Source organism: Rhodococcus opacus (assembly GCF_012396235.1).
GTDB classification, from domain to species: domain Bacteria; phylum Actinomycetota; class Actinomycetes; order Mycobacteriales; family Mycobacteriaceae; genus Rhodococcus_F; species Rhodococcus_F opacus.
Genome location: NZ_JAAXPA010000037.1, coordinates 1 through 19559 on the forward strand (window position 1 = coordinate 1; position 19559 = coordinate 19559).

The following is a 19559-nucleotide window of genomic DNA, read 5'->3' on the forward strand; positions in this document are numbered from 1 at the left end:
GCCGTCGTCCTGGCGATCAATAACCGGCCCCGCAAGATCCACGACTGGCGAACCCCCGCCGAGGTCTTCGCCGACCAGCTACGCTCACTGCAACAGCCAGGTGTTGCGACGACCGATTGAATCCGCCTTGCGAGCCCGCATCCGAGTGATGTACTAAATCTGTTGCGGTGAAACGGAAATCGGCTCTCTTGCGGGTGGACAACGCCTGTTCGAGCGTCGCGCTGACCAGCGGCGTGGCCTTGGTGGTCATCACCCGCCGGCCCAGGATCCGGCGGGAGTAGACATCGACGCAGAACGCGGGGTAGACGAACCCGGCCAGCGTCCACGCGTAGGCGAAGTCGGCGACCCACCTCTGGTCCGGACGCTGCGCCGCGTCCCATTTCCGCTCGATCAGATCCGGGTGCCGCGGCGCCCAATCATCGCGCTGGGTAGTGATCGTGCGGCGGCGGCCGCGGACGACCCCGGCGATGCCGGCGATCCGCATCAGGCGGACCACCTGATCACGCCCGATGTCTTGACCAGCGCGTTTCATCACCCGCCAGAGTTTGCGGGCACCGTAGACACGCTTGTTGGCGACGAACGCCGTGTGGACGGCGCTCGCGGCGTAGGCGTCGGCCAGCTCGGTGTCCGAGATGCGTCCGCGCTGCTCGGCCTTGTAGTAGGTGGACGAGGCGATGCTGATGCCGTGCTCGGTGAGCACGGCGCAGATCGGGTCGACCCCGAAACGGGAACGGTGAGTGTCGATATAGTCGATGATCACCGCAGTCGGCGGTCGACCTCCGCCGCCGCGAAAAACGCGCTCGCGGTCTTCAAAAACTCGTTGACTCTGCGTAATTCGGCTACTTCTCGGCGAAGGCGGGCAACCTCGTCCGACACGTCGGGTGTTGCAGACGATGCTCCGGGAGCGGGGTGGGTCTCCTCCCGTTCGATCCAGTTCCGCAGCGTCGCCGGCGCGATATCGAGCAGCTCGCCGACATGGCGACGGGCGGCGATCTTCGGGCCTCCGTGCTCGCGGATTCGGTCCCGATACATCCGTACTGCGCGCTCCTGGGTCTAAATGTCGTACTTCTTCGGTGCAGGCATGACCAACATTCTCCTTGCTAGATCAGCGGCCTCCACGTCGTCCAGGACGGTTCAGTAATGCCACACCCGCCCCCGCGCCGAGGTCATCCCGATCAGAGTCTGAATTTTTGGGCGGCCGCGTCGACAGGGCCTGCCCGGATGTGATGGTTACCTCCCTATGCATTGCAGTCCGAGCTCGCCCGTCCACGGGGCCGCCTCGGGCGCATCGCCTCGGCCGACGCCCTTGCCGTCACCATCGGCGGTGAGCCGGCTTTCCAGGCCGGTGATGATCGTGTCGAGCACCAGGCGGAACATGCGTTCCTGATCGGGGCCTGCGTCCGGGGGCTCTTCGCTGGCGGCGGGGGCGGGGGGCTTGAGGTTCGACCACTGGCAAAGCGCGCCATTGAGCTCGGCGATGAGGACGCCGATGACGACAGCGCACACAAGAGCGGCGACCCGCCGGATCGCTGAATGCGGCACCCCTGGGGCATCCAGTGTCGCGATGAGCGCAGCCCAGAACGGGTCTTCGGGCTGGATGAAGTCCGGTTGACTGAACGAGTAGGCCATGAGGTTGGGGTGGCGGTGCGCCAGCGTCCGGAAATCTGTGGCAAGCAGGCGGATGCGCTCCTGCCAGGGAGCGTCCTCCAGCATCACGGTGCGGAACTGGGCGCCGACCAACCTCGCCACGCCGCGCAGCAGGGCGTCCTTGTTCGGCACGTGGTGGTACAGCGACATCGGGTTCGCATCCAGCGCGGTCGCGAGTTTGCGCATGGTGAGCGCCTCGACCCCGTCCGCGTCGATGAGCCGCAGGGCGGCGGCATAGATCCCGGCCTCGGTCAGAGGTACCTCTCTCCTCCTCGTTCTCCGCGGCAGTCGCTTCTCTTTTTTCATACGTCGTACGGTATCGGTTCTTTGCGGCGTGTGGACATGGACTCGACCCCCACGGTGACGGAGCAGACACTCCCTCGACCCGGATCGCGCTTGAAGTTCCATACTACGTATGGTTCTGTTCCATACGACGTACGTTTCCGTGGTGCACCGCGGCACCGACCGGCGCCCTTGCCCATCCCTCTCCACACAAAGGAGCAAGCCATGACCACGTCGAACAACCTTCGCCCCATCCGGTCCCCACGCGGGATACCCCTCCTCGGCCACACGCCGCAGATCCCCAGTACCAACCCCGTGGAGTACTTCGGCGAGCTGTCCAAGCAGTTCCCCGAGGGCATCTACGGCATGGACATCGCTGGCATCGAGCAGGTCTTCGTCTACGACCCCGACCTGGTGGCCGAGATCTCTGACGAGACGCGGTTTTTCAAGCAGATCGAGAAGACGCCGCTGCATCACGTTCGGGACTTCGCGGGGGCGGGCCTGTTCACGGCCCACCAGCACGAAGAGGAATGGGGAATGGCGCACCGTGTCCTCATGCCGGCCTTCAGCCAGCGGGCCATGAAGGCCTACTACGGGCAGATGCTGGAGATCGCCCAGAACCTGGTGGGCAAGTGGGAGCGCAGGGAGGGTCAGCCGGTCCGCATCACCGACGACTACACCCGGCTGACCCTGGACACCATTGCCCTGTCGGGGTTCGGCTACCGGTTCCAGTCCTTCGACGAGGAGGAGCTACACCCCTTCCTCAACGCACTGCTGGGCGCGCTGGTGGAGTCGCTGCGGCGCTCGCAGGAGCTGCCGATGCTGACCAAGCTGCGCAAGGCGGATGACAAGAAGTACCGCGAGAACATCCGGCTGATGCAGAATCTGGTCGAGAGCGTGATCAAGGAGCGCCGTCAGGGGAAGGGCAGTGGTGAGCAGGACCTGCTGGGTCTGATGCTCGAGGCCACCGACCCGGAGACCGGTAAGCTGCTGGCCGACGACAACGTCCGCGACCAGGTGCTGACGTTCCTGATCGCCGGTCACGAGACAACCAGTGGTCTGCTGTCGTTCGCCATGTACTCGCTGATGCGCAACCCGCACGTGCTGGCCCAGGCCTACGCCGAGGTGGACCGGCTGATGCCCGGCGACACGGTCCCGGACTACGACACGATCATGAAGCTCGATGTCATCCCGCGGATCCTGGACGAGACCCTGCGCCTGTGGGCTCCCATCCCGGCATTCGGCAAGGCGCCGATAGCGGACACCGTCATCGGCGGCCGTTACGAACTGAAGAAGGGCACGCGGGTCAACATCCTCGAAGGCCCGCTGCACACCCACCCGAAGGCGTGGGAGCGGCCGGAGGAGTTCGACATCGACCGGTGGCTGCCGGAGAACCGTGCCCAGCACCACCCGCACGCCTACAAGCCGTTCGGTAACGGTGTGCGTGCCTGCATCGGCCGGCAATTCGCGCTCACCGAGGCCCGCCTGGCCCTGGCGCTGGTGCTGCAGAAGTTCAAGTTCTCCGACACCGGCGACTACAAGATGGACGTCAACGAGGCGCTGACGCGCAAGCCGAGCGACTTCGAGCTGGTCGTGCGGACTCGACAGGAGCACGAGCGGACCGTGTTCGGCGCCGTACAGCTGCAGTCGGATGACGTCTCGGCGCCGGCGGCAGTCAGCGGTGTCGGAGTGCACCTGACCGTCGCCTACGGCTCCAGCCTGGGATCGTGCGAAGACCTGGCGCGCACCATCGCCGACCGCACCGAGCGCTCCGGGTTCGGCACCACGCTGACGAGCCTGGACGAGCTGGGTGACAACCTGCCCACCGAGGGCCTGCTCGTCGTCGTCGCCGCCAGCTACAACGGCAAGGCGCCGGACAACGCCCAGCGCTTCGACGACCTGATCGCCGCCGGACTGCCCGAGGGCTCGTTGTCGAACGTACGGTTCGCCCTGCTGGGCGCCGGCAACACCCAGTGGGTGGCGACCTACCAGGCGTTCCCCACGCGGATCGAGGAGGCGCTGCTGGCGGCCGGCGCGACCCCGGTGGTCGAGCGGGGCATCGCGGACGCCGCGGGCGACTTCGACGGCATGGCCTCCCGCTGGATGGACACCCTGTGGGCCACGCTGGCCGAGGAGTACGCCGCCGACACCTCCGACGCGAGCGGACCGCGCTACCAGGTCCAGCTGCTCACCGAGGCGGACGTACGCCCCGCCATCGTCTCCGAGCAGGCCTACCCCCTGACGGTGGTCGCCAACGAGGAACTCGTGGCCGATGCGACCGGGCTGTGGGACTTCAGCATCGAACCGCCGCGCCCGTCGGCGAAGTCCATCACCATCGAACTCCCCGAGGGCGTCACTTACGACACCGGCAACCATCTGGCCGTCTTCGCCAAGAACGAGCCGGCCCTGGTCGACCGAACCCTCGCCCGCCTCGGCGTCGACCGCGACCAGGTCCTGCGCCTGGAACAGCCCGCAGGCGGCCGGACGCACCTGCCGGTCGGTACGCCCGTCACCGCAGGCCTGCTGCTCACCGAGTTCCTGGAATTGCAGGACGTGGCCACCCGCACCCAGGTACGCATCCTGGCCGAGCACACCGATTGCCCGTGGACTCGGCCTCAGCTGGAGGCGTACGCGGCGGACGCCGAGGAAGCCGAGCAGCGCTACCAGACGGAAATCCTCGCCAAGCGGGTCTCGGTGCTGGGCCTGCTGGAGCGCTTCACTGCGGTGGAGCTGCCGCTGGGGGTGTTCCTGGAGATGATGGGGCCGATCCGTCCCCGTTTCTACTCCATCTCCTCGGCCCCGCTGGCCGACCCGCGCCACGTGCGCCTGACCGTCGGTCTCCTCGAAGGGCCCGCCCTGTCCGGTGACGGCCAGTACCGCGGTACCTGCTCCTCCTACATCGCAGGCCAGGAGCCCGGCGACGTCTTCTACGGCTACGTTCGCGTGCCCTCCCCGACCTTCGCCCCGCCGGCCGACCCCGCCACGCCGCTGCTCCTCATCGGTCCCGGCACCGGCATCGCGCCGCTGCGCGGATTCCTGGAGGAGCGCGCCCGGCAGCACGAGAACGGCACGAAGGTGGGCCTGTCGCAGGTCTTCGTCGGCTGCCGCCACCCGGAGCACGACTACTTCTATCGGGACGAGATGCAGACCTGGGAGCAGGCCGGGATCGCCCAGGTCCACAGCGCCTTCTCCGCGGTGACCGGCCACCCTGCCCGTTTCGTGCAGAACGCCATCGCCAACGCCGCCGACACGGTGTGGCAGGCGCTCCAGGACGGCGCGTACATCTACGTCTGTGGTGACGGCCGCCGCATGGCGCCCGCCGTCCGTGAGGCCCTCGCCGCGATCTATCGCCAGCGGACCGGCGGCGACGACGAAGCCGCCCAGCAGTGGCTCGTCCAGCTCGAAGCCGACGAGCGCTACCAGCAGGACGTCTTCGCCTGACCCCCCCAAGACGCCGGGAGGCTTGCGGCCCCATCCGCTGCCCCGCACGCGTCCCGGCCCTCACAAGCCCGTCAGACACCAGCACCCCTAGGCCCGAACCGCCTGGGAGTGCCGCTCACAGAAAGCAGATCATCATGGACACCATGCTCGCCGGACGCTTCCACCTGGACAGCAAGAAGTTCGTCGTGGAAGAGGTCCCCGTCCCCGTGCCCGGACCGGGCGAGATACTCATCGAAGTCAGGGCCGCCGGCGTCTGTCTCTCGGACGTGCACCTGATCGACGGCTCCCTCGTTCCGCTGTTCGCCACCTCCGACGTGGTCACCGTCGGCCACGAGGTCTCCGGGGTGATCCACACCCTCGGCCCCGACCTCGAGAGAGGCCTGACCGTCGGCACCCGCGTCACCCTGGAGGCCGGCAAGACCTGCGGCCGGTGCGCCGGCTGTGTGCGCCGCCGCCCCTGCACCCAGATGCTCACCGCCGGCATCGACTACGACGGCGGCTGGGCCCAGTACACCCTCGCCCGCGAGGACACCCTCATTCCCATCCCCGACAGCCTCCCCTTCGACCAGGCCGCGATCATCCCCGACGCGGTCTCCACTCCCTACGCCGCCGTCGTCGCCACCGCCGGCGTACGCCCCGCCCAGTCCGTCGGCATCTGGGGCGTGGGCGGAGTCGGCGCACACAACGTACGCCTCGCCCGCCTGGTCGGCGCTGCACCGATCATCGCCATCGACCTGCTGCCCAGCGCCCGGGAACGCGCCCTGGAATTCGGCGCGGACCTCGCTCTGGACCCGGCCGCCCCCGACTTCGCCGACCAGGTCCGCACGGCCACCGCCGGGCAGGGCCTCGACTTCGCCTTCGACTGCGCCGGCGTGCCCGCCGTCCGCGAGCAGGCCGCCTCCGTACTCGGCCTCAATGGCTCCCTGATCCTGGTCGGCATCACGCCCAGGCCGCTCACCATCACCGAGGGTCTGACCTTCAACTACATGATGAAGCAGGTACGCGGCCACTACGGCGGCACGCCCGAGTCAGTCACCGAGCTGGTGCAGCTGGCCTCCAGCGGTCGCCTCGACCTGGCCCCCTCCATCACCGACCACATCCCGCTGGCGGACGCCGCCGACGCCGTCCACCGGCTGGAGAACAAGATCGGCGACCCGATCCGCCTCATCCTCGTCCCCTGACACCTCTCCAGTGGGACATCAAAGCCACCCCGGGCGGGGTGAGTGGGCGCCGGTGCCGAGGGACACCGGCGCCCATGGCCTTCCGGTATCTGCTGGCCTGGCACCCGCCGACTCGTAGCCGGGTGCCAGAGCCCGGCGTCCTCCGTGGCGGCGCACGATTCGGAAGTGGAGATGGGAGTCATGCCGGTGTCCGATGTCCTGGCCGCACTCCGCGGCGCCGTGTTGCTCGCTCGAACCGCACGTATTCTCGCGACCGCTCGGCAGAAACTGGGGGACCACCCCGACACGAGTCTCGACAGCATCGCTCAGGCGGCCGGCGTCGCACGGCGCACCCGGTACGGGCACTTCTCCAGCTGGCTAGTGCTGGTCGCCGCCTTGACGCGGGAAGCAGGCCAAGCGCTTCAACAGGCGCCCGCCGCGGCCCGTATTCCAGGTGCCGACCCGCTGGAGGCGATGGCGCGGACGGCCCTGGCGGCATGGGCGGTGCGCGACGAATACCGCATGCTCATCTCCTCGAGGCGCCGGGATCGGGGAGATGAGGCCATCCGAGCCATCCTGGCACCGGCGGCCGAAGAGGCCACCGTGCGACGTGGTCAGGAGGAAGGCGTGTTCGCGGACCATGTTCCCGCCCCAGTCCTCGCCCTGGCGCTGGAAGCGCTGATGCCGGCCCTCCTCGATGAGAACGCCGCGTCCACCTGGGCGGATCCCACGGGTGAGGCTGCGGCGACCGCGCTCCTCGTCGCCGCCGGGCGTAGCACCACAGGTGGCTGCGCTCCACGTGGGGAAGGTTCTGCATGAATCAGAGGGGCATGAACGGCGTTCCGACACTCCCTGACCCGTGCATGAACGTGTCCACAGCCTCCACCCCCGATGGCTGCCGCCAGCTCGGAAGGCGGGCCTGTGTCCCACCGCGGCCCTGGAGACGCGTGGCCGAGCCTTGCGGCTACCAACTTTTGCGCAGCGACAGTTGACGCTGTGTGAGGCCGATGAAGCCCCGGGTGCGCTCGCTCCACCCACCTACTCGACCTGGACGACACCGAACGGTTCGGCCTGGCTCCGGGTACTCGGTATGAACGCCTCTCAGCATCAGGCGAGGTAGGGCAGGAGGCGCCGGACCAGGCGGTGGTCTGCCCACCGACCGCTGTGCGGTCGAGCCTGGGCGGGTAACGGACCAGGGACGTAACGTCGCCGCGTGCGTCCGCCGCTTCGCCGCCTCAGTGCGCAGGGACTGGGGCAGCGGAGAAGTGTCCGTCAGTGCCCACGACAGCCGCTCCGCTCCGTCACGGCTCCTCGCGGGTTCGTGCGATATGGCTTTCCACGCCGGCGATCGTGGCGTCCAGCGCATAGCTGAACATCGCGTCGACCACGTCCTTCCGGGGTGGGGGGGCGTCTTCCCCGTCGGGGCCGGGTCGTGCCGGCGGCAAGGTGGTCCACCGCTGGAGTGCTCCGGTCAGTTCGCTGAGCAGCAGCCCCGTGAAGACCGCGCACAGGGAGGCAGCGACGCGCGGGATCTCCGAGGCCGGCAGTTTCGCGGCGGCTAGGACGTCGGTGAGTCCCCGCCAAAAGGGGTCTTCCGGCTGGACGTAGTCGGCGCGCGCGAAGGAGTACGCCATCAGCTTGGGATGGCGGTGCGCCAAGGCGCGGAAGTCGAGCGCCAGTTGGCGCAATCGCTCCTGCCATGGAATGTCCGTCTGCTCCCCCGTGCGGAACTGCGAGCCGACGCGCGCGGCCACGCTGTGCAGCAGCGCCTCCTTGTTCGGCACGTGGTGGTACAGCGACATCGGGTTGGCATCCAACGCGGTCGCGAGTTTGCGCATGGTGAGCGCCTCGACGTCGTCGGCGTCGATGAGCTGCAGCGCCATGGCGTAGATGCCGTCCTTGGTGAGCGGTACGTCCCTCTTCCTCGTCCCCCGTGGTGCCTTCCGCCGCATTTCCATACGACGTATGGTACCACTGAGTATTTCCGTGCGCCGTATGGAAAGTCGTGGTGACGCATCGGCCGCCTTCCCGCGTACCCCCGGCCGAGACCCCTCCTCGCCCTGCGCGGCGATCAACGACTTCCTGCGGTGGCCTTTGTCCAACATGCGGCGTTGAATGTCGCCACCGGGCAAGGTCATCGGCCTGCACCAGCGTCGCCACCGACACCAGGAGTCCTGCGGTTCCTCAAAACCATCGACACCAACACCCCTGCCGAGTTGGACTCCCACCTGGCATGCGACAGTACACAACGCACGAGACCCCAGCGATCAAGAAATGCCTGGCCGGCCACCCACGCGGTTCCAGCTGCATTTCACCCCACCCTCGAGTAGCTGACTCGACCTCACGGAGCGCTGGTCCGCCGAGTCGACCAACCGCACGTTCGCCGCCTCCAAAACCGCCACCTGGTGCGACCGCGCCGCCGCCCGCGACCTCTGGGACCTCTGGGCACTGACCAACCTCGGCGCCATCAACCCCGACACCGCGGCACTGTTCCGCAAACACGGGCCGACAGGGAAGAACCCCGGGAACTACGCCTTCACCAAACCGCCCAGCGACAACGAATGGCACACACAACTCGCCGGCCAAACCCGACTCACCATCACCGCACCCGACGCCCTCCACTGCGAGGGCCCAACTACCGTCGACCCTCAGCGCGCATGATGGCGTCGGAGGAACGCGACGATCTCCGCACGGCGTGGCTATGTGGCTGCGCGCCGTGCAGGAAGAGTGGAACGCCAATGTCTTTTCGTCGCTGCATGTTTGACGCATTACGTGTGGTCGCCGCGCACCGCGCTGGAAGGTGCTGGGCAGGAGGAGTTGCGGGGGAGTTCGGGAGGTGTCAGGGGTGGGGTGTGAGGTGCGCCCATACGGTGCGCCCCTCCGCCTCCCCGAAACTGATCTCACGCAACCTCGCATCCGCCCTCACCCCAATACCGAGCACGTCGGCAAGGATCCACGCAGTCTCCGCGGCGCGAGCGAGATCGGACGTCGCAATCCGCAGCGGCCGGCCCACCTCCGCGCGGCGACGCCGCAGCTCCCGCGCAACCCGGCCGGCATCACGACGCCCCCGGCGTCAGCCGCGAGTCGAACCAGCCGCCCATCAAATCACGCACGGTGTGCTCAGCATGCGGTGCGTCACCACAAACAGCTCATGCATGAGCGGCACAATGAACCCGACACAAGCGAGTACACGGGACATGTCATCTGCCAAGGCCAGAGCGCTCCCCAGGCCCCGGTCCTCCCCCGCCCATCCACGCGATCACATCGAACACCCCGTAATACCGAGTCCTCCGGCAGGCCGGCCTCCTCCCGAATCGACGGCAATCGACGGTGCAACGCCCCTCGTCCGCCCGGAGCGCCTTCCGCACTGGGCTCACGTGCACTCGCGCGGTGCGCAGAACCTGACTGACCACCGAATCCCAGATCGCAAACATGCGCTGCCGACCAGTTCGGGCATGTGTTGCAGCGAGGTACGCGTCGCAGTACAGTCCGGGTTATCCGTATATCTGTCTAGCAACCTGTAAATACGTACATCCGGGAGCTTTGGCATATGACCGCACCTAATGAGCCCCAGCCGCGATCGCGCGGAGGTCCGACCATGAGTGAGCTGTATCTCCGCGTGATACGGCGGGTCGGTCACTACCGCTGGTTCTCCCTGTTCATGAAGCACGTCGGCTCACAGGTAGACCGGGCACTGATCCGCGCGAGCCGAGGCCGACTCTCCATGAGCGGACCGCAGCTGACGACGATGCTGCTAACGACGACAGGCAGAAGAAGCGGCAAAGATCGAACGGTTCCGCTGCACTATGTGCGCGACGGCAAGAATCTCGTCGCTGCTTGCGAGAACTTCGGGCTAGAAGCAGCCTCCAGTTGGCCGAAGAACCTGCTCGCCGACCCAAAGGCACGTATCGAAATCGGTGGCACCGCTGCAAACTATCTGTCGCGACCCGCTACAGAGGATGAGGTCGCGCGCAACATGCCGAGGCTGATCGAGATGTGGCCCGCACATGACAGCCACATGAAGCGGAATGGCGTGCGCCACGTGATTGTCTTCGAGCCGATGGATGCGGGAACTTGAGTTTCCCAGCTCAGTTACGTTGTGCTGTAACAGTAAATGGCCACATCATGCCGAAGCATTTGCATCTTTCTGTGTTCCAAATGATGACGAATATGCGTACAGGCAACCGAACGTTCGCGTATGCGGGATGTAAGCGCTGCCATCGGACAAGGTCGCGATCACCAACCTCGCCCGGCAACGCCTGGGCGCCTGATCATCCGCCCGCACACCAACGAGACCTCACCGCCGGCGACCAGCCCCAAGCACCAGCGACCAGCCCCAAGCACCACCCGAACTCCGCGACGCACTCCACGTCCTCGACCAGCGAATCGATCAAGGTCCGGCTCGCGCCGGACTCCCTCTCTCATCCTCGTCGACCGCTCCCAGGGTTCATTCGGAACGGAGGTCGACGGCGCGTCATTCTCCGCCGTTGGAGGTCGCCGAGACGTCCACCAACGGTCACACCGGACGGATGTCGATGACATTAGTCGCACGCCGGATCCAGACCGTCCGCATCACGGCCCACCCATGTCTCGTCCGCACACCGTCTGATCGAACAACAAGGGGACCTACCATGACCGACACCATCGTCGCCGCCACCGAGGCCGAGGCCGAGGAGCTGGCCGCACCGCTGGACCTGCTGCTGACCGACTCGGTGTTCGGGATCGCCCGCCGGATGCTGCCCCACCGTTCCTGGTTGCGGCTCGGCGCCAGCCTGGCCGGAGCACCGCACTTTCTTCTCGGTCGTGGCCGCGGGCTGGCGGTGGAACTGGCGGACATCACGCGCGGCACCTCCACCCGGGCACCCGCCCGGGCGGACCAACGCTTCGCCGACCCCGCCTGGTCCGGAAACCCGTTACTGCGCCGCATCATCCAGACCTACCTCGCCGTTGCCGAGACCGCGGGCAAACTGCTCGTCGACGCCGACCTCGACTGGAGGGATCGCGAGCGCCTGCAGTTCGTCCTCGACAACGTCGTCGAAGCCGCCGCGCCGAGCAACAACCCGCTGCTCAACCCGCTCGGCTACAAGGCCGTGATCGACACCGGCGGCACCAGCGTCGTGCGCGGGATGAGCAACCTGGTCCGCGACCTGGCCACCGCACCGCGGGTGCCAACCATGGTGGACCCGGACGCGTTCATCGTCGGCGGCACCGTCGCGGCGACACCCGGGTCGGTGATCTTCCAGAACCGGGTAATCGAGATCATCCAATACGCTCCGCGGACCCCGAGGGTGCGCGAGGTGCCGCTGCTGATCGTCCCCCCGGTGATCAACAAGTTCTACATCACCGACATCTCCCCGGGGCGCAGCATGGTCGAGTACTTCCTCGGCCAGGGTCAGCAGGTGTTCACCATCTCCTGGCGCAACCCGAAGGCCCGCCACCGCATCTGGGGATTGGACACCTACGGGCAGGCCATCGTCGACGCCCTGGACGCGGTCGAGAAGATCACCGGCAGTACGCGCACGCACCTGCTGGGGAGCTGCTCGGGCGGGATGTTGGCCGCGATGACCGCCGCACATCTGACCGACATCGGTCAGCGTGACCGCCTCGCGGGCCTGACGTTGGCGGTCACCGTGCTCGACCAGAGCCGGGCCGGATTCGCGGCGGCCGCTCTCGACCCGACCACCGCCAAGGCCGCCATCCAGGTCTCGGCCGCGCGCGGATACCTCGACGGCCGGTCACTGGCCGAGGTGTTCGCCTGGTTGCGCCCGACCGACCTGGTGTGGCGATACTGGGTGAACAACTACATCCAGGGCCGCACGCCGGCACCGTTCGACGTGCTGTTCTGGAATGCCGACACCACCCGCATGACGGCTACCCTCCACAAGGACATGGTGCAGATGGGGCTGAACAACGCGCTGACCACGCCGGGCGCGGTGAGCATGCTCGGCACCCCCGTCGACCTGTCCAAGGTCACCGTGGACTCGTATGTGATCGCCGGCATCGCCGACCACATCAGCCCCTGGCAGGCGTGCTACCGCAGCGCCCGCCTGCTCGGCAGCGAGAGCATCCGGTTCGTCCTCTCCACCAGCGGACACATCGCCGCGATGGTCAACCCGCCCGGCAATCCTCGTGCCTCCTACCGATTGGCGTCACCGAGCACCGCGCACCCCGCCGAGTGGCTCGAGACCGCCGAGAAGAAGCCGGACTCCTGGTGGCCCGACTATGCGGACTGGCTGGGCGAGCGCAGTGGACCGGACAAGACCGCACCGACCATGCTGGGCGCCGTGGATCTCCCGCCGCTGATGCCCGCGCCCGGCTCTTACGTCCGCGAACAATGACCCACCACCTCGCCAGCGAAGGACACCATGACCACATACCTGACGCGCCCGGCCGAGCTGCTTGATCTCGTCGGCGAGCAGCTCGGTACCACCGACTGGTGCCAGATCACCGACGAGCGGGTGAACCTGTTCGCCGACGCCACCGGCGATTACCGGTCGATCCCGTTCCCCCCGCCGCGCACCGCCGCCGCATTCGAGAATGTGGTCGCCTCCGGCTATCTCACCCTCTCACTCCTCCCGCGGCCCCTTGGCGACCTGCTCACCATCGACAGTCCACCGGAGGCCGTCGAATACGGACTCAACGAGGTTCGCTTCCCCACACCCGCCCGCGTGGGGACGAAGGTCCGCTGCACCGGCCGGAAGCTCGCCGTGCAGCGATTCGAGGCCGGGCTCGAGGCCGTTTTCGGCGTCACCTTCGAGTCCGAGGACGCAGTGCGGCCCCTTTGCGTCGCCGAACCAGTGGTCATATACCGATGAACCGCGCGCCGGACCGGTCGGTCGAGTCCCGGATGGTGCGCACCGGTGGCCAGCACCTGCGTGTACGCATCCGGCACGGCACCGGCGTGCCGCTGGTGCTGTGCAACGGGATCGGCGCCAGCCTCGAGGTACTCGACCCGCTGGTCGCACATCTCGGCGCACGCCGTACCGTGATCCGGTTCGACGCCCCAGGCACCGGGGCGTCACCGACTTCTCCTGCGCCCTATGGGATCCCGTACCTTGCATGGGTGACCGGCCGAATGCTCGACACACTCGGCTACGGCCGGGTCGACCTGCTGGGGTACTCATGGGGCGGGGGCCTGGCCCAGCAGTTCGCCTTCCAGAACCCGCGCCGGTGTCGACGATTGGTCTTGGCCGCCACCGCAACCGGCGCCCTGATGGTACCCGCCCGGCCCGCTGTCCTCGCGAAGATGCTCACCCCGCGCCGATTCGTCGACCGCGACTACCTGGCCTCCATCGCCGCGACGATCTACGGCGGCAGCGCCGACTTCGGTAACGCCGCCGTCACCCAGCTCGTCAGCCACCAACTCGCCGCCGGATCCCGCCGCGGCTACCTGCACCAGCTGCTCGCCGGGGCGGTGTGGTCGAGCCTGTTCGCCCTCCCGGCAATCCGTCAACCCACCCTCATCGTCGCCGGCACCGACGACCCGATCATCCCGATCATCAATGCGCACATCATGGCTCGGCTGCTGCCGAACGCCACCCTCGTCTCCCACCCCGGCGGCCACGTCGACCTCCTCACCAACGCCGCCACGCTCGGCCCCGTCATCGAGGATTTCCTACGGAGGGCCCCCTAGGAGTGATGTGACGCCGGCCATGAGAGGGGCGCCACCTTGGACCGACCGCGCGAAAACGTAGCGACTCGCCTGGATCCTCTCTGCGTCAGCGAACTCTGAACCGTTGGACTGAATGGCGTCGACCAGGCCACACCGATGGTCGCCAGGCGATGGCGGCGAAGTGCAGCTATTCCGTGTGCCCGGAGTGTCGGCGATATCCTTGAGAGGACGCCATCGAGAGGTGAGTCCACGGTTGCATTTGCGCTGGTCGTGCCGTCGGGACCAGTGCGCGAAACCATGAGCCGACGGGGTGAGTAGACCGTCCGATGGGTGAAGCTGATCCGCTCGACACTCAGCGGTACCCGCCGCCCCCGGCAGCCGAACTCGGTGGAGCTGGTTTCGGCGATGTCCAGGAGATCGGACGCGGCGGGTTCGGCGTGGTCTACCGCTGCACCCAGGCGGAGCTGGATCGTACGGTCGCGGTGAAGGTGCTCACCGTCGAACTCGACGAGGAGAACCGGGCCCGGTTCTTCCGGGAGCAGCGGGCGATGGGCCGGCTGACCGGGCATCCGAACATCGTCAACATTCTGCAGGTCGGCGCCACCGACAGCGGCCGTCCCTACATCGTCATGCCGTACCACCCGCAGGATTCCCTCGACGTGCGGATCCGCCGCCACGGTCCGCTGCCGGTGGGCGAGGCGCTGCGGCTGGGGGTGAAGATGGCGGGCGCGGTGGAGACGGCACACCGGCTCGGCATCCTGCATCGCGACGTCAAACCGGCGAACATCCTGCTCACCGACTACGGCGAGCCGGAACTGACCGATTTCGGTATCGCGCATGTCACCGGCGGCTTCGAGACGGCGACCGGTGCGGTGACCGGCTCCCCGGCGTATACCGCGCCGGAGGTGCTGGGCGGTGAACCACCGAGTCCGGCCGCCGACATCTACGGCCTCGGTGCGACCCTGTTCAGTGCGCTGACCGGTCATGCCGCGTTCGAACGTCGCAGCGGTGAGCAGGTGGTTGCGCAGTTTTTGCGGATCACCACGCAGGCGGTGCCGGATCTGCGTGAGCACGGGATTCCCGAGGATGTGTCCGCGGTGATCGCCCGGGCGATGTCCCGCGAGCCCGGTCAGCGGCCGGCCACCGCCGCCGACTTCGGAGACGCGTTGCGAGGGCTGCAACGCGACCACGGCTTCCGGGTCGACGAGATGGCACTTCGTGCGGATGCCGATGCGCAGGGAAACCGACGGCAACCGACCTCGCGTGGCGGGCGATTGCCGCAGCCTTCCTCCACGCTGGGCGCGACGGGACGTCTTCCCCTGGAGCTGACGAGTTTCGTCGGCCGCCGGCACGAGTTGACCGAGGCGAAGAATCTGTTGGCCGGGTCGAGGCTGGTGACGTTGACGGGGATCGGGGGTGTCGGTAAGACGCGGCTGGCGATGCGGGTGGCGTCGGCTGTGCAGCGCGAGTATGCCGACGGGGTACGACTGGTCGAGTTGGGCGAACTGCGCGACGAGTCGTCACTGGTTGAGGTGGTGGCCGCCGCCGTCGGGGTGCGGAATCACTCGGCGCGGCCGGTGCGGGAGGTCCTGATCGAGTTCCTCGCACCGCGAGAGGTCCTGTTAGTCCTCGACAATTGCGAGCACATGGTGGATGCCGTGGCGGAACTGGCCGAGACCCTGCTACGGGTGTGCCCGGGCCTGCGGATGCTGGCCACCAGCCGTGAGCCCCTGGTCATCGGCGGTGAGGCGGTGCTGCGGGTCCCCCCGCTGACCGTCCCCGATCCCGAGCGGCGGCCCTCGCTGCGGGGGTTGCCCAAATACGATGCGGTGACGTTGTTCGCCGAACGCGCCGCTGCCGCGGTTCCCGGATTCGCGCTCACCGAGGAAAACGCGGCGACCGTGGCGGGAATCTGCCACCAACTCGACGGACTGCCGCTACCGATCGAACTGGCGGCGGCCCGGTTGCGGGCGATGTCACCCGAGCAGATCCTCGGGCGCCTGACCGACCGCTACACTCTGCTGACCCGCGGCAGCCGGGGTGCGCCGACACGGCAACAGACGCTGCGGTTGTGCATCGACTGGAGTTTCGAGTTGTGCACCGCTGAAGAGCAATTGGTGTGGTGTCGCGTGGCGGTCTTCGCGGGAAGCTTCGAACTCGATGCCGCCGAGCGGGTGTGCGGCGAGGGCCTTGGCCCGGACGAGTTGCTCGACACGCTGACGTCCTTGGTGGAGAAGTCGATCCTGATCCGCGAGGAGCACGGGTCGGTAGTGCGGTTCCGGATGCTCGAAACCCTCCGCGAATACGGCTACGAGAAACTCGAGCAGACCGGTGAAGCTGTGGCGTTGCGTCGACGGCACCGGGACTGGTACGAGGCGTTGGCGCTCGCCGCGGAGGCCGAGTGGATCAGTGCCCGCCAACTCGACTGGATCGCCCGGCTGAAACGGGAACACGCGAATCTGCGGGAGGCCCTCGAATTCGGCATCGACGACGATCCCGCCGCCGGCCTGCGCACCGCCGCCGCACTGTACTGGTTCTGGAGCTCCCAAGGCCTCTACAACGAGGGCCGGCGCTGGCTCGACCAACTCCTCGACCGCCACAGCGGCGCAACACCCCTCGACCGGGTCACGGCGCTCTGCTTCGACAGCGTGATGGCCAATAGCCAGGGAGACCTCGAGAAAGGGGCGGCGCTCGTCGCAAAGGCCCGGACTCTCACCGCGCACACGAGCGAACCCGTGCTGCGGGCGTACAGCGACTGCGCCGACGGCATGCTGGCCCTCTACAGCGGCGATCTCGCCCGAGCATGCTCCCACCTCGAATCCGCTCTCGCCGAGTTCAGTAAACAGAGAGATCGCACACTCGAAACCAGCCTCCTGTACCCGTTGGGAACGGCCTACGGACTGTCCGGCCAGACGGACCGGGCGATCGAATGCCACGAACGTGCCCTCGCGATAACGGAACGATACGGCGAGAAGATGTACCGGGCGCACTCTCTGTGGGCCATGGGCATCGACGTGTGGCGACAGGGCGATACCGATCGCGCGGTCCGACTCCTCGAACAATCGCTCGAACTGACCCGGCAAGTGCACACCCCCCGCGTCGCCACAGCCTGCCTCGAGGCGCTGGCCTGGATCACCTGCCAACAGGGCGACGCACTACGGGCCGCAACGCTGATGGGAGCCGCGGACGGGCTGGCGCGATCGGTGGGCAGTGCTGTGGTCATACATACCAATTTGCTTGTCTATCATCAGGACTGCGACCAGGAGGCCCGGAAGGAACTCGGAGACAGAGTTTTTGCGTCGGCCCACAGCAAGGGCCGAAGTCTCGGTTTCGATGCAGCGATCGCCTACGCCCTCCGTGAGCAGCCGGCCGGCTCCTCCACGCCCGACACAGATTCGTCGGTGCGACTGACCAAGAGGGAACACCAAGTCGCCGGCCTGATCGCCGAAGGCCTGACCAATCAGGCCATCGCCGACCGACTGGTGATCTCACCGCGCACCGCACAAGGACATGTGGAGCACATCCTGGCCAAACTGGGTTTCACCTCCCGGACCCAGGTCGCGGCCTGGGTCGTGGAGCGGAAACGTCAGTAGAGGCGGCACGCAGATCCACGTGTGAGCCCCGATCTTCACAGGGCGAGGCCGGCACGCTCACGCGCGGTCGCGGTCGCGGCCGCTTCGGCGACGGAGCCGCGATGGATCGGACCGTGGCCGGGCAGAAGGATGTCGGCGTCGAGCTCTCCGATGATGTCCAGTGACTCGGCGGCCGTGCCGTAGTAGTGGTTGAGCCACTGCGGCAGCAGCTGGGGACCGGAGATGGGTGAGGTCGGGTGCCCGGTGATCAGGGCGTCCCCGGAGATCACCACACCGTGATCGGGAAGGTGATAAACGGTGTGTCCGGAGGTATGACCGGGCACGAGAACAGGAACGGGGGCACCCGGGCAGGGCAGGGCACCGTTTACGGGCATCGGGGTTGGGGAGTCGATTCCGTACTTGGCGGTGCCACCCAGGCGCATCAGTGTGATCGCCCAGGTCAGGACTCCGGGGCGCCAGGTGTTGCTGAGCACGTCCCAGGGGGTCGCGACCTCGTGGCATTCACGCCGGGCGTGAGCTGCCTCGGCGGGGTGTACCAGTACCGGCGCCCCGTAGGTCTCGGCGAGATACTGTGCGCTTCCGATGTGGTCGACATGTGCGTGGGTGATGAGCACGGCCTCGATGCCGTGAGGGTCCCGTCCGATAGCCCGGATCGATTCCTCGACGTCGCCACGCTGTCCCGGGTAGCCGGTGTCGATCACGGTCACTGCGTCGCCTTCGGTGAGCAGCACCCAGTTGACCATCTCGGAGTGCACGAAGAACACGCCGTCGGCGATTTCGGCGGGCTTCATCGCGTGACCACTGTCGGGATGCCGAAGGCGTTTCGCGTGTTCGCTGTGACCTGCGGGCTCAACATCTCGCTGCAGCCCAGCGCGTTGTCGACGAGCGTCCTCTGATCCGATCCTCATGTATCTCCTCCGTTTGCGTTGTCCAGCGGGAAGTGTGCGTGCGTGGTTGACGTCGGCTTCGTCTTCGATCCGGTCGATGATCTGGTCAGTGGTGAGGCGTGTGGGTTGGCGATCTGCGCTGTTCTGCGTCGTACTTCTTCGGTGCAGGCATACCAGCATTCGCCCTTTTGGGTCAGCAGCCTCCACCTCATCCAGGACGGTTCAGGTTTCGTCCGCGGATTGTCGGCGCGTGTGGTCGATAGCTCGCGTGCGCACGCGTTCAGTGCCCGCAGAATCGTTCAAGCGGGCTTCGAGGAACCTGGCAACCACGCCGCACGAATGACTGCCAGGTGGCACCATCCGCAATCCGAGAAGGTCGGTGATCCGCACGGGGAGTGTGTCTGGCGTTCCCGCTGCCATCACAACGACATCGACTCGTTCGAAGCTTGTTTGGTGCCGCATCCCTGCCAGGACCGCGGCCGTAGTCCAGCTGGCAGGGTCCGCGCGAAGGAGAACCACGACCATTCCTGGCCCGCGATACAGTGAGAGGATTTCGTCGATGGATGCGATGATCGCGCGCCCCTCAGACGCGTCGACCAGGAAGACCTTGTTCTCCGGTGCGCAAGCGGAGAACGTATGTTTCATCGATTTGAGGTGATCCCGATCCTCGTCGATCACGAGCGCCAAATGACTGCTGAAGTGGCGATGATCGGGCATCAGCACCTCACCTTGCACTAGAGAATTCGACACTGCTTCCCTCCTATGTTGCTTCCACCACGAGTCATTCGACTCGAGCAGGCTGTCCTCTTCGTCATGCTTGTGTGTGTCCGAAAGGAGCGAATGGCGGCATTCATCGCATGCGGTTTGCGGGAGTAAGTAGGTGTTCGAATGCCTTCTCGCGGTCGTACAGGGTGTCGGGTCTGCAGACAAGACAGTG

At 67.0% G+C, this 19559-nt stretch carries 13 protein-coding genes, 2 pseudogenes and 1 other annotated feature; of the genes and pseudogenes, 9 read left to right on the forward strand and 6 right to left on the reverse strand.

Annotation, left to right across the window (positions count from 1 at the left end; all coding sequences use genetic code 11):
* Positions 1-16: 16 nt before the first annotated feature.
* Positions 17-1032 (reverse strand): annotated as a pseudogene (locus HGB39_RS39230) (IS3 family transposase).
* Positions 668-799 (reverse strand) — a sequence feature (AL1L pseudoknot). Its footprint overlaps the pseudogene before it by 132 nt.
* A gap of 198 nt (positions 1033-1230) precedes the next feature.
* Entirely contained in the window at positions 1231-1953 is a 723-nt protein-coding gene (locus tag HGB39_RS33415) for a TetR/AcrR family transcriptional regulator (RefSeq protein WP_005566125.1), read from the reverse strand.
* Between the two features lie 201 nt (positions 1954-2154).
* Between HGB39_RS33415 and HGB39_RS33420 the strand changes: the two genes are divergently transcribed.
* From HGB39_RS33420 to HGB39_RS33430, 3 genes are all read left to right on the forward strand, one after another.
* Positions 2155-5370 (forward strand): bifunctional cytochrome P450/NADPH--P450 reductase, encoded by a 3216-nt coding sequence (locus HGB39_RS33420; protein WP_005566123.1) that lies wholly within the window; start codon positions 2155-2157, stop codon positions 5368-5370.
* A gap of 134 nt (positions 5371-5504) precedes the next feature.
* Complete coding sequence (locus HGB39_RS33425) at positions 5505-6551, forward strand: zinc-binding dehydrogenase (protein ID WP_005566122.1); 1047 nt, start codon at positions 5505-5507, stop codon at positions 6549-6551.
* Positions 6552-6731: 180 nt separating this feature from the next.
* Entirely contained in the window at positions 6732-7349 is a 618-nt protein-coding gene (locus HGB39_RS33430) for a TetR/AcrR family transcriptional regulator (RefSeq protein ID WP_247607577.1), read from the forward strand.
* Positions 7350-7831: 482 nt separating this feature from the next.
* Here the strand turns inward: HGB39_RS33430 and HGB39_RS33435 are convergent, their stop codons facing one another.
* The gene (locus HGB39_RS33435; protein ID WP_043789512.1) at positions 7832-8488 is read right to left on the reverse strand and encodes a TetR/AcrR family transcriptional regulator; all 657 of its coding nucleotides are present in this window, start codon (positions 8486-8488) and stop codon (positions 7832-7834) included.
* A gap of 430 nt (positions 8489-8918) precedes the next feature.
* Between HGB39_RS33435 and HGB39_RS40395 the strand changes: the two are divergent.
* Positions 8919-9191: pseudogene (locus tag HGB39_RS40395) on the forward strand (nucleotidyl transferase AbiEii/AbiGii toxin family protein); the annotation flags it as partial.
* A gap of 178 nt (positions 9192-9369) precedes the next feature.
* On the opposite strand, the gene HGB39_RS40400 reads toward HGB39_RS40395, so the two are convergent.
* Complete coding sequence (locus HGB39_RS40400) at positions 9370-9543, reverse strand: histidine phosphatase family protein (protein ID WP_005566117.1); 174 nt, start codon at positions 9541-9543, stop codon at positions 9370-9372.
* 585 nt (positions 9544-10128) lie between these two features.
* On the opposite strand from HGB39_RS40400, the gene HGB39_RS33445 reads away from it, so the two are divergent.
* The 5 genes from HGB39_RS33445 to HGB39_RS33465 all read left to right on the forward strand — a co-directional run bounded on the left by HGB39_RS33445 (position 10129) and on the right by HGB39_RS33465 (position 17735).
* Complete coding sequence (locus HGB39_RS33445; protein WP_005566116.1) at positions 10129-10608, forward strand: nitroreductase/quinone reductase family protein; 480 nt, start codon at positions 10129-10131, stop codon at positions 10606-10608.
* Positions 10609-11161: 553 nt separating this feature from the next.
* Positions 11162-12868 (forward strand): PHA/PHB synthase family protein, encoded by a 1707-nt coding sequence (locus HGB39_RS33450; RefSeq protein ID WP_005566115.1) that lies wholly within the window; start codon positions 11162-11164, stop codon positions 12866-12868.
* Between the two features lie 27 nt (positions 12869-12895).
* Positions 12896-13345, forward strand: coding sequence for a MaoC/PaaZ C-terminal domain-containing protein (locus tag HGB39_RS33455; RefSeq protein WP_005566114.1), 450 nt, complete (start codon positions 12896-12898; stop codon positions 13343-13345).
* Positions 13342-14163, forward strand: a complete 822-nt coding sequence (locus tag HGB39_RS33460) for an alpha/beta fold hydrolase (RefSeq protein WP_005566113.1) — start codon at positions 13342-13344, stop codon at positions 14161-14163. Before HGB39_RS33455 ends, HGB39_RS33460 begins: the two co-directional genes overlap by 4 nt.
* A 305-nt stretch (positions 14164-14468) precedes the next feature.
* A complete protein-coding gene (locus HGB39_RS33465; protein ID WP_005566112.1) occupies positions 14469-17735 on the forward strand; it encodes a protein kinase domain-containing protein in 3267 nt (1088 codons plus the stop codon).
* Between the two features lie 35 nt (positions 17736-17770).
* Here the strand turns inward: HGB39_RS33465 and HGB39_RS33470 are convergent, their stop codons facing one another.
* Together HGB39_RS33470 and HGB39_RS33475 are read right to left on the reverse strand one after the other, a co-directional pair.
* Complete coding sequence (locus tag HGB39_RS33470) at positions 17771-18526, reverse strand: MBL fold metallo-hydrolase (RefSeq protein WP_064080059.1); 756 nt, start codon at positions 18524-18526, stop codon at positions 17771-17773.
* Positions 18527-18844: 318 nt separating this feature from the next.
* Positions 18845-19372 (reverse strand): hypothetical protein, encoded by a 528-nt coding sequence (locus tag HGB39_RS33475; RefSeq protein WP_043789540.1) that lies wholly within the window; start codon positions 19370-19372, stop codon positions 18845-18847.
* Positions 19373-19559: the final 187 nt, after the last annotated feature.